8 protein-coding genes are annotated in these 11842 nt (G+C 33.0%); 5 read left to right on the top strand and 3 right to left on the bottom strand.

Annotated elements, in window-relative coordinates:
- Positions 1–73: 73 nt before the first annotated feature.
- Positions 74–430, bottom strand: a complete 357-nt coding sequence (gene mscL, locus ACZ267_RS03745; RefSeq protein WP_002466891.1) for a large conductance mechanosensitive channel protein MscL — start codon at positions 428–430, stop codon at positions 74–76.
- Between the two features lie 213 nt (positions 431–643).
- Here mscL and ACZ267_RS03740 point away from each other — a divergent pair, with 213 nt between their 5' ends.
- The 3 genes from ACZ267_RS03740 (at position 644) to menI (ending at position 5863) form a co-directional block, all read left to right on the top strand.
- Positions 644–2287 carry a glycine betaine uptake BCCT transporter gene (locus ACZ267_RS03740; RefSeq protein WP_023375256.1) on the top strand — a complete coding sequence of 548 codons (1644 nt, stop codon included), beginning with the start codon at positions 644–646 and terminating at the stop codon, positions 2285–2287.
- Between the two features lie 297 nt (positions 2288–2584).
- Positions 2585–5290, top strand: coding sequence for an aconitate hydratase AcnA (gene acnA / locus ACZ267_RS03735; protein ID WP_002451312.1), 2706 nt, complete (start codon positions 2585–2587; stop codon positions 5288–5290).
- A 105-nt stretch (positions 5291–5395) separates the two neighbouring features.
- A complete protein-coding gene (gene menI, locus ACZ267_RS03730) occupies positions 5396–5863 on the top strand; it encodes a 1,4-dihydroxy-2-naphthoyl-CoA hydrolase MenI (protein ID WP_002466091.1) in 468 nt (155 codons plus the stop codon).
- Positions 5864–5936: 73 nt separating this feature from the next.
- On the opposite strand, the gene ACZ267_RS03725 is transcribed toward menI, so the two are convergent.
- Together ACZ267_RS03725 and plsY are read right to left on the bottom strand one after the other, a co-directional pair.
- The gene (locus tag ACZ267_RS03725) at positions 5937–6233 is read right to left on the bottom strand and encodes a HesB/YadR/YfhF family protein (protein WP_002466095.1); all 297 of its coding nucleotides are present in this window, start codon (positions 6231–6233) and stop codon (positions 5937–5939) included.
- Positions 6234–6468: 235 nt separating this feature from the next.
- The gene (gene plsY, locus ACZ267_RS03720; protein ID WP_002466090.1) at positions 6469–7077 is read right to left on the bottom strand and encodes a glycerol-3-phosphate 1-O-acyltransferase PlsY; all 609 of its coding nucleotides are present in this window, start codon (positions 7075–7077) and stop codon (positions 6469–6471) included.
- A 209-nt stretch (positions 7078–7286) separates the two neighbouring features.
- Here plsY and parE point away from each other — a divergent pair, with 209 nt between their 5' ends.
- Both parE and parC read left to right on the top strand, forming a co-directional pair.
- Entirely contained in the window at positions 7287–9281 is a 1995-nt protein-coding gene (gene parE / locus ACZ267_RS03715; protein ID WP_037540500.1) for a DNA topoisomerase IV subunit B, read from the top strand.
- The gene (gene parC, locus ACZ267_RS03710) at positions 9278–11683 is read left to right on the top strand and encodes a DNA topoisomerase IV subunit A (protein ID WP_015365027.1); all 2406 of its coding nucleotides are present in this window, start codon (positions 9278–9280) and stop codon (positions 11681–11683) included. The genes parE and parC overlap by 4 nt, the downstream gene beginning before the upstream one ends.
- Positions 11684–11842 lie beyond the last annotated feature (159 nt).

The following is an 11842-nucleotide window of genomic DNA, read 5'->3' as shown; positions in this document are numbered from 1 at the left end:
GTGAAATGTCTCTATAAAAAAATCGATTTATCAACTTTTGATTGTAAGTTGATAAATCGATTTAATATTATTATTAATGTTTTTCTCTTAATAAGTCTCTAATTTCAGTTAAAAGAACCGTATTTTGTTCTAATTCTTCTTCTGGTTCTTCTTTCTTCATTAAAGTATTTGCAATTTTTACAAAGATAAATAATGCAAAAGCAATGATTATGAAATCAATTATTGATTGTATGAATAAACCATATTTAATTCCCCAGAAAGCCCAATCTTCTGCAAAATTGACTGAACCGAAAATTTTACCAATCAATGGCATGATGATGTATTCGACTAATGCAGAAATGATTTTATTGAAAGCTGCCCCCATAACAACGGCTACAGCTAAATCTAATACGTTGCCTTTTAACGCAAAGTCTTTAAATTCTTTAAGCATTTAAATAGTCCTTTCTAAACAATATTTAAAAGCCATTATACAACATATAATTAATTTAGCAAATAGGAAATTTAATCAAATTTGATTCTAAATAGGACGTTTGTTATCCTATAGTAGTGCTTTAGTAAAATTAAATGTTTTAAGATAAAAAAAGAATATTTTAGTTTTACTAGATTGAAAATTTAATAATAGATATGAAGGGAGTAATTAATTATGAATTCTTCTTCTTCTAATGAAAAGAACGGTAAGAAGATTTCTCCGGTGTTTATCTATAGTGCAATTATCGCAGCAATTGTTGTATTAATTGGTGCTATTTTCCCAACACAATTTGACTCAGTAACGAATGAGGTCAAAATGTGGATAACAGATAAACTAGGTTGGTATTACTTAATTCTAACTACGATTATAGTTTTCTTCTGTATTTTCCTTATCTTTAGTCCAATTGGGAAACTTAAATTAGGTAAACCAAATGACAAACCGGAATTTAATACTATTTCTTGGTTTGCGATGTTATTTAGTGCCGGTATGGGTATCGGTTTAGTATTCTACGGTGCAGCTGAGCCAATGTCTCATTTCGCTTCACCACCTGATGCCGATCCGAAAACGACTGAAGCTTACACAGAAGCATTACGTTCAACATTCTTCCATTGGGGCTTCCATGCATGGGCTGTATATGGTGTTGTAGCATTAGCACTTGCTTATGCACAATTCCGTAAAGGAGAGCCTGGCTTATTATCTAGAACATTACGCCCAATTTTAGGTGATAAAGTTGAAGGTCCAATTGGAACATTCATCGACGTTCTTTCAGTATTTGCTACTTTAGTTGGTGTAGCTGTATCACTTGGTATGGGTGCATTACAAATCAACGGTGGTTTAAATTATTTATTTGGCGTACCGAATACAACTTGGGTCCAAGCTATTATTATTGTCATAGTTACAATCCTATTTATTGCAAGTGCTTGGTCTGGTCTAAGTAAAGGTATCCAATATTTAAGTAATCTAAACATCGGATTAGGTGCTTTATTAATGATTATTACATTAATTATTGGACCAACTGTTTTAATATTAAACATGATGACTAGTTCAACTGGTAGCTTATTAAATACATTCTTATTTAATAGTTTTGATACTGCAGCATTAAATGGACAAAAACGTGAATGGATGTCTACATGGACACTTTACTACTGGGGTTGGTGGTTAAGTTGGAGTCCATTCGTTGGTGTATTTATTGCCAGAGTTTCAAAAGGACGCTCAATCAGAGAATTTATTTCTGGTGTACTATTAGTACCAGCAATTGTTAGTTTCATCTGGTTCAGTGTATTTGGTGTTCTTGGTATCGAAACTGGTAAGAAACATCCAGAGTTATTTAAAATGACTCCAGAAACACAATTATTCGGTGTATTCAACCACGTACCATTAGGTATCGTATTATCATTTATTGCACTTATTTTAATTGCTTCATTCTTTATTACTTCAGCTGACTCAGCAACATTCGTATTAGGTATGCAAACAACATTTGGTTCGTTAAATCCAAGTAGTATGGTTAAAGTAACTTGGGGTATTGCTCAAGCACTTATCGCCTTTGTATTATTATTAGCTGGTGGCGGAGATGGAACAAAAGCGCTCAACGCGATTCAGAGTGCCGCCATTATTAGTGCGTTTCCATTCTCCTTTGTCGTCATATTAATGATGATCAGTTTCTACAAAGATGCTAATAAGGAACGTAAATTCTTAGGATTAACATTAACGCCTAATAAACACAGATTAGAAGAATATGTTAAATATCAACAAGAGGATTACGAATCTGATATTTTAGAAAAACGTGAATCTAGACGTAATCGTGAAAGAGAAGAATAATTGAATGAAATATCTACTATAATGGTGGATTTAAAGCTATCAACAATTTTGTTGATAGCTATTTTTTATGTTTCAAGCATATAAAATAATAATTACTTGCGATTGATAACCATTCTCAATTAATAAAAATAACTTATGGTACAAATGAGTCATAATAAGTTTTACTTATACTACCTGATTAAAAATGCGAAATGAAAAATGACTCCTTTATATACCTATACAGTTGTGTTCGAAAACATATAATAATACAATTTAACTAAGGCATATAAATATATAGAAATTCAAGGGGGATATCAAATGGCTTCTAATTTTAAAGAAACAGCAAAGAAACAATTTGATTTAAATGGCCAATCATACACGTACTATGATTTAAAATCATTAGAAGAACAAGGTTTAACTAAAATTTCAAAGTTACCTTATTCAATCCGTGTATTACTAGAATCTGTGTTACGTCAGGAAGATGATTTTGTAATTACTGATGATCACATTAAACAATTAGCAGAATTTGGCAAAAAAGGTAACGAAGGTGAAGTACCTTTCAAACCATCTCGAGTTATTTTACAAGACTTCACTGGTGTACCAGCAGTTGTTGACTTAGCGTCTTTACGTAAAGCAATGAATGATGTTGGTGGGGATATTAACAAAATTAACCCTGAAGTACCAGTTGACTTAGTTATTGACCACTCAGTACAAGTCGATAGTTATGCTAATCCAGATGCACTACAACGTAATATGAAATTAGAATTCGAACGTAACTATGAACGTTATCAATTCTTAAACTGGGCAACAAAAGCATTTGATAACTATAATGCTGTACCACCTGCTACAGGTATTGTCCACCAAGTAAACTTAGAGTACTTAGCGAATGTTGTTCATGTTCGTGACGTTGACGGAGAACAAACTGCGTTCCCAGATACATTAGTTGGTACTGACTCTCATACTACAATGATTAACGGTATTGGTGTATTAGGTTGGGGTGTCGGCGGTATCGAAGCCGAAGCAGGTATGTTAGGACAACCATCATACTTCCCAATTCCAGAAGTTATCGGTGTAAGATTAAGTAATGAATTACCACAAGGTTCAACAGCAACTGACTTAGCATTACGTGTAACTGAAGAGTTACGTAAACGTGGTGTAGTAGGTAAATTCGTTGAGTTCTTTGGTCCTGGTGTAACAAACTTACCATTAGCTGACCGTGCGACAATTGCTAACATGGCGCCTGAATATGGTGCAACTTGTGGTTTCTTCCCAGTTGATGAAGAATCACTTAAATACATGAAATTAACTGGTCGTAAAGATGATCATATTGCACTTGTCAAAGAATATTTACAACAAAATAATATGTTCTTCCAAGTTGAAAATGAAGATCCTGAATATACTGAAGTGATTGATTTAGATTTATCTACAGTTCAAGCTTCTTTATCAGGGCCAAAACGTCCACAAGATTTAATCTTCTTAAGTGACATGAAAACTGAATTCGAAAAATCAGTTACAGCACCAGCTGGAAACCAAGGTCATGGTTTAGATGAAAGTGAATTTGATAAGAAAGCAGAAATCAAATTTAATGATGGCAGAACTTCAACTATGAAGACTGGTGATGTTGCAATTGCAGCGATTACATCATGTACAAATACATCTAACCCTTACGTTATGTTAGGTGCAGGTTTAGTTGCTAAAAAAGCAATTGAAAAAGGCTTAAAAGTACCTGATTATGTTAAAACTTCATTAGCACCAGGTTCAAAAGTTGTTACTGGATATTTAAGAGATTCAGGTTTACAAGAATATCTTGATGATTTAGGTTTCAACTTAGTTGGTTATGGTTGTACAACTTGTATCGGTAACTCAGGTCCACTATTACCTGAAATTGAAAAAGCAGTAGCTGACGAAGATTTATTAGTAACTTCTGTACTTTCTGGTAACCGTAACTTTGAAGGTCGTATCCATCCATTAGTTAAAGCTAACTACTTAGCTTCACCACAATTAGTTGTAGCTTATGCATTAGCTGGAACAGTTGATATCGATTTACACAATGAACCTATCGGTAAAGGTAAAGATGGCGAAGATGTATATCTTAAAGATATCTGGCCAAGTATCAAAGAAGTTGCAGACACTGTTGATAGTGTCGTAACACCAGAATTATTCTTAGAAGAATATGCAAATGTATACGAAAATAATGAAATGTGGAATGAAATCGACGTTACTGACGCACCATTATATGATTTCGATCCAAATTCAACTTATATTCAAAATCCATCATTCTTCCAAGGTTTATCTAAAGAACCAGGAACTATTGAACCATTAAAAGATTTACGTATTATGGGTAAATTTGGTGACTCAGTTACAACTGACCACATTTCTCCAGCAGGTGCGATTGGTAAAGATACACCAGCAGGTAAATATTTATTAGACCATGATGTTCCAATTAGAGAATTTAACTCTTATGGTTCAAGACGTGGTAACCATGAAGTAATGGTACGTGGTACTTTCGCTAATATCCGTATTAAAAACCAATTAGCGCCAGGTACTGAAGGTGGATTTACAACATACTGGCCTACAGGAGAAATCATGCCTATCTATGATGCAGCTATGAAATACAAAGAAAATGGTACTGGTTTAGCTGTTTTAGCAGGTAATGATTACGGTATGGGTTCATCTCGTGACTGGGCTGCTAAAGGTACAAACTTATTAGGCGTTAAAACTGTTATTGCACAAAGTTATGAACGTATCCACCGTTCAAACTTAGTAATGATGGGTGTATTACCATTACAATTTAAACAAGGTGAATCAGCTGATTCTCTAGGTTTAGAAGGTAAAGAAGAAATTTCTGTAGATATCGATGAAACAGTTAAACCTCATGACTTAGTAACTGTTCATGCTAAGAAAGAAAATGGAGAAGTTGTTGATTTTGAAGCAATGGTTCGTTTCGATTCATTAGTAGAATTAGATTATTATCGTCATGGCGGTATCTTACAAATGGTATTAAGAAATAAATTAGCTCAATAATCACAAAAGATGTGACTTTTGACAGTGCTAACGTTTAGGTTAGCACTGTTTTTTTATGCTAAACTATATATGTAATGTTAATAGTTAAGGAAGGATTGGACTTAAATGATTTATAGTTTGACTGAAATTGAACCAAGATATCAAGAGACAGATAAAATGGGCGTGATTTATCATGGTAATTATGCAACATGGTTTGAAGTAGCGCGTACAGATTACATTAGAAAACTAGGATTTAGTTATGCTGATATGGAAAAGCAAGGGATCATTTCTCCAGTTACAGACTTAAATATCAAATATAAAAAATCAATTTTTTATCCTGAAAAAGTAACCATTAAAACATGGGTGGAAAAATATTCAAGATTACGTTCTGTGTATAGATATGAAATTTTTAATGAACAGGGCGAACTTGCAACTACAGGTTATACTGAGTTAATTTGTATGAAAGCTGATACGTTTAGACCAATTAGATTAGATCGTTATTTTGCAGATTGGCATGAAACCTATAGTAAAGTTGAATCTTTAAATAAAGAAGGCATCAATGAAGAAGTAACTCATGGTATTGATCATTTATAATTTAAATTAATAAGACATAACAAATATAGCCCTAGAATGCTTTATTAATGCATTTTAGGGCTATATAATATTTCTATTTCTTTGTATATGAAATTTCATCTTCATGATCAACTGTATCTACCACAATATGATCATCTTCAAAGTACCATAAATCTTTCTCGGATATAACAATCGTTAATCCGTTATATTCTTCTTCATAAGCAACCTCAACATCAGATTTGTTTTCAACATTAAACGCTGGGCTAAATCCTTGTTTTAATTGAAATTCGCCACCATATCTTACGAAGAAATGTAATACTTGATTATCTTCCGGTAAATCAAATTCATCTTTAAACCATTGAACGGCTTGGTCTGTAAGTTCAATTTTCATTTAATCTCCTCCATAATAAATCTCTATATTTTACTCGATGGATTGTCAATTTTAGTGATATTAGAATTATAGCATAGCCTATCATTCTAATATATTTTTAAACATTATACATACTGACAAAATAAAAAATGTGCTTATATCAACATGTGTCATTTATGACTATAAAGAAAAGCACTTAATAAGATATCTATTAGGTAAATATCTAATTAAGCGCTAATAATTTTGTTTATTTGATTTACATCCATGTTATCTTAGGTTCTTCACCTTTAAAGATTCGGACAATATTTGTTTTGTGGCGTATAATTAAAATTATAGAAACAATGCCGCTAACTGCAAGTAAGATGTAGTCCTGTATAATGAGTGAACCTATCACACAACAAATAGCTGCTACGATACTTGATAAGGACACGTATTTAAATGTTTTTAGCACTAAAAAGAAAATTGCAGCTAAAATTAATAATAAAATGGGATTTACTCCTAAAACTACCCCAGCACTCGTAGCAACAGCTTTACCACCTTTAAATTTTAAATATATAGGATATACATGGCCAAGTATTGCAAATAAACCTACAATCAGTCCGTTGGTAAAGAATGTACTTATAGGTCCATCAACATGTACTGGTAACCAAATAGGGAAGAATACAGTGATAAAACCTTTGAAAATATCTAAGAAGGTTACCACAAATCCTGCTGGTCTACCTAATACCCTAAAACTGTTTGTTGCTCCAGTGTTGCCACTACCAAATTGTCTTATATCTTTCTTAAAGAATAGCTTTCCTATAACTAAACCACTTGGAAAAGCGCCAATAAGATAACTTAGTATTAACATGACGACAATCATCATAAAATACACATCCTTTAGTAACTTAGCACTATTTTACCATATCCCCCTTATTTTAGAACAATAAAAATTGATAATTTAAAAATGAATAATCATTAAAATAAACTGAATTATCAAGATGACACTTGCAATTTATACAGATTTATATAAGAATAACTATTGTATAGTTTTAAAAACGAACGTACGTTTGTAGGAGGGCGAAATCATTGGCAATGAATAAACAAAATCATTATTCAGATGATTCTATACAGGTTTTAGAAGGTCTTGAAGCTGTTAGAAAAAGACCGGGGATGTATATAGGATCAACTGATAAACGTGGATTGCATCATCTAGTATATGAAGTTGTCGATAACTCCGTCGATGAAGTATTAAATGGTTACGGGGATGAGATTACAGTTATCCTAAACCAAGATGATAGTATTTCAATAGAAGATAATGGTCGTGGGATGCCAACAGGTATTCACGCTTCAGGTAAACCAACTGTTCAAGTTATCTTTACCATATTACATGCTGGAGGCAAGTTTGGCCAAGGTGGTTATAAAACATCTGGTGGACTACACGGTGTTGGTGCATCGGTGGTTAACGCACTAAGTGAATGGTTAGAAGTTGAAATTCATAGAGACGGTAATATATATAAACAGAGTTTTAAAGATGGTGGTGTGCCTGCGACAGGGTTACTAAAAGAAGGTAAAACAAAGAAAACGGGTACAAAAGTAACGTTTAAACCAGATCCTGAAATTTTCAAAGCCACGACATCATTTAATTTTGATGTTCTAAGTGAGCGTTTACAAGAATCTGCATTCTTATTAAAAAACCTAAAAATTAAATTAATTGATTTACGTCGTGGTAAAGAAAGAGAAGAATATTACCATTACGAAGAAGGTATTAAAGAATTTGTAAGTTATGTCAATGAAGGTAAAGAAGTTCTTCATGATGTCACAACTTTTACAGGTACATCTAATGGCATTGAAGTTGATGTAGCTTTCCAATATAACGATCAATATTCTGAAAGCATTTTAAGCTTCGTTAATAACGTGCGTACTAAAGATGGTGGTACACATGAAGTCGGATTTAAAACAGCTATGACTCGTGTATTTAACGATTATGCTAGACGTATCAATGAATTAAAAGAAAAAGATAAAAATTTAGATGGAAATGATATACGTGAAGGATTAACGGCTATCGTTTCTGTAAGAATTCCTGAAGAGTTATTACAATTCGAAGGACAAACTAAATCTAAATTAGGTACATCAGAAGCTAGAAGTGCTGTAGACTCAGTTGTTTCTGAAAAATTGCCATTTTATCTTGAAGAAAAAGGACAATTGTCTAAATCACTTGTGAAGAAAGCGATTAAAGCACAACAAGCTAGAGAAGCGGCACGTAAAGCACGTGAAGATGCACGTTCTGGTAAAAAGAACAAACGAAAAGATACGTTATTGTCAGGTAAATTAACACCTGCTCAAAGTAAAAATACTGAGAAAAATGAACTTTATTTAGTAGAGGGTGACTCTGCAGGTGGTTCTGCTAAACTTGGTCGTGATCGTAAATTCCAAGCAATACTACCACTAAGAGGTAAAGTCATTAATACTGAAAAAGCTAGATTAGAAGATATCTTCAAAAATGAAGAGATTAACACGATTATTCATACAATTGGTGCAGGTGTTGGTAACGAATTTAAAATTGAAGATAGTAATTATAGTCGAATTATAATTATGACCGATGCCGATACAGATGGTGCACATATTCAAGTTTTATTATTAACGTTCTTCTTTAAATATATGAAACCTTTAGTACAAGCTGGTCGTGTCTTTATAGCATTACCTCCACTTTATAAATTAGAAAAAGGTAAAGGTAAATCTAAGAAAGTAGAATATGCTTGGACTGATGATGAATTAGATAAATTACAAAAGCAACTTGGTAAAGGGTTCTCATTACAACGTTACAAAGGTTTAGGTGAAATGAATCCTGAACAATTATGGGAAACAACAATGAATCCTGAAACACGTACATTGATACGAGTTCAAGTTGAAGATGAAGTACGCTCTTCAAAACGTGTTACCACTTTAATGGGAGATAAAGTAGCTCCACGTAGAGAATGGATTGAAAATCATGTTGAATTTGGTATGCAAGAAGATTTAAGTATTTTAGATAATACTGAAGTTCAAATTTTGGAAAATGAAACCTATGAGGAGGATGAAACGAATTGAGTGAGATAATTCAAGATTTATCACTTGAAGATGTAATCGGTGACCGTTTTGGACGATATAGTAAATATATTATCCAAGAGCGAGCATTACCAGATGTTCGTGACGGGCTTAAACCAGTACAACGTCGTATCCTATACGCGATGTACTCAAGTGGTAATACATTCGATAAAAATTTCCGTAAAAGTGCTAAAACTGTCGGGGATGTCATCGGTCAGTATCATCCTCATGGTGACTCTTCAGTGTATGATGCTATGGTGCGTTTAAGTCAAGATTGGAAGTTGCGACATGTCTTAATCGAAATGCATGGTAACAATGGTAGTATTGATAATGATCCACCTGCTGCGATGCGTTATACGGAAGCTAAGTTAAGTCAACTATCTGAAGAACTATTAAGAGATATTAATAAAGAAACCGTGTCATTTATTCCAAACTATGATGATACGACGCTAGAACCTATGGTATTACCTGCTAGATTCCCTAACTTATTAATTAATGGTTCTACTGGTATTTCAGCAGGTTATGCAACTGATATTCCACCACATAATCTTGGTGAGGTTATTCAAGCGACTTTAAAATATATTGATAATCCTGATATTACTGTGAGCCAATTAATGAAATACATTAAAGGACCTGATTTTCCAACTGGAGGTATCATTCAAGGTCTAGATGGTATTAAAAAGGCATATGAATCAGGTAAAGGTAAGATTGTTGTACGTTCAAAAGTAGATGAAGAAGAATTACGCAATGGACGTAAAGAATTGATTGTGACTGAAATTCCGTACGAAGTGAATAAAAGTAGTTTAGTTAAACGTATTGATGAATTACGTGCGGATAAGAAAGTTGACGGTATTGTTGAAGTTCGAGATGAAACGGATAGAACGGGCTTACGTATTGCTATAGAACTTAAAAAAGATGTTAATAGTGAAGCAATCAAGAACTTCTTATATAAAAATTCAGACTTACAAATATCTTACAATTTTAATATGGTAGCAATTAGTGACGGGCGACCTAAATTAATGGGTATTAAACAAATTATTGATAGTTATATCAATCACCAAATTGAAGTCGTCGCGAATAGAACTAAGTTTGATTTAGAGCATGCTGAAAAACGAATGCATATCGTTGAAGGTTTAATGAAAGCCTTGTCAATATTAGATGAAGTCATTGCACTTATCCGTAATTCTAAAAATAAAAAAGACGCTAAAGATAACTTAGTTGCTGAGTTTGACTTTACTGAAGCTCAGGCTGAAGCGATTGTGATGTTACAACTTTATCGCTTAACAAATACCGATATTGTTGCTTTAGAACAAGAACATGATGAATTATCTAATTTAATCAAAGATTTACGTCATATATTAGATGATCATGATGCATTATTAAATGTGATAAAAAATGAATTGACAGAAATAAGAAAGAAATTCAAAACAGATCGTCTGTCTACGATTGAAGCGGAAATTTCTGAAATTAAAATTGATAAAGAAGTTATGGTACCAAGTGAAGAAGTAGTATTGAGCTTGACGAGACACGGCTATATTAAACGGACAACTACACGAAGCTTTAATGCAAGTGGTGTTTCCGAAGTAGGCTTAAAAGACGGAGATAGTTTATTAAAGTACCTTGATGTAAATACTCAGGATACTGCGCTCGTGTTTACAAATAAAGGTAGATATTTATTCATCCCTGTTCATAAATTAGCTGAAATCAGATGGAAAGAGTTAGGACAACACGTGTCGCAAATTGTTTCTATTGATGAAGATGAACAAGTGATTGATGTGTTTAATGAAAAAGACTTTAGCCAACACGAAGCATTTTATATTATGGCTACGCGCAACGGCATGATTAAGAAAAGTAGTGTTCCTCAGTTTAAAACGACACGCTATAACAAACCATTAATTGCTATGAAGGTGAAAGACCAAGACGAAGTGATTAACATTATGAGGGTAGAATCAGATCAACTCATTACAGTGATAACGCACAAAGGTATGTCACTTACTTATTCTACAAATGAACTATCTGATACTGGTCTTCGTGCTGCGGGCGTTAAATCTATTAATTTAAAAGATGAGGATTTCGTAGTCATGACTCAAATGATTAACCATTCGGAATCAGTGATGATGGCTACTCAACGTGGTGCAATTAAGCATATTGGATTCAAAGTATTACAAGAAGCTAAACGTGCACAAAGAGGTATAACTTTACTTAAAGAATTGAAAAAAGCACCACATCGAATTGTAGCAGCTGATGTTGTCCGTCATAATTATACAACCTATACATTATATTCAGATAATAATCAAGAGAGTGGCGAAATTGCGTCGATTCACAAATCTGAACAATATACGAACGGTTCGTTTATTGTAGATATTGATGATTTTGGTGAAGTCAAAGGTATGTACTTACAATAAAAGTATATGCAATACATGAATAAGATGATAAAATAAAATATAATAATCACAATTAAAGCGTTCAAGAGGTTTATATTAAATTGAACAATCTAATGATAAGTATTGATATGTTGAATCATTATTTAATTAGATTGCAATATGACAATATGAATCTCTTGA

This window comes from Staphylococcus sp. AC872 (genome assembly GCF_979255425.1).
The sequence above is the reverse complement of the archived record's forward strand: the minus strand, read 5'-3'. Positions and strand labels throughout refer to the sequence as shown.

What these genes read in the sequence shown, in the direction of transcription:
- parE (WP_037540500.1), top strand. Translation starts at nt 7,287, where the DNA reads ATGAATAAACAAAATCATTATTCAGATGATTCTATACAGGTTTTAGAA.
- plsY (WP_002466090.1), bottom strand. Translation starts at nt 7,077, where the DNA reads ATGATGATTGTCGTCATGTTAATACTAAGTTATCTTATTGGCGCTTTT.
- mscL (WP_002466891.1), bottom strand. Translation starts at nt 430, where the DNA reads ATGCTTAAAGAATTTAAAGACTTTGCGTTAAAAGGCAACGTATTAGAT.
- ACZ267_RS03740 (WP_023375256.1), top strand. Translation starts at nt 644, where the DNA reads ATGAATTCTTCTTCTTCTAATGAAAAGAACGGTAAGAAGATTTCTCCG.
- acnA (WP_002451312.1), top strand. Translation starts at nt 2,585, where the DNA reads ATGGCTTCTAATTTTAAAGAAACAGCAAAGAAACAATTTGATTTAAAT.
- ACZ267_RS03725 (WP_002466095.1), bottom strand. Translation starts at nt 6,233, where the DNA reads ATGAAAATTGAACTTACAGACCAAGCCGTTCAATGGTTTAAAGATGAA.
- menI (WP_002466091.1), top strand. Translation starts at nt 5,396, where the DNA reads ATGATTTATAGTTTGACTGAAATTGAACCAAGATATCAAGAGACAGAT.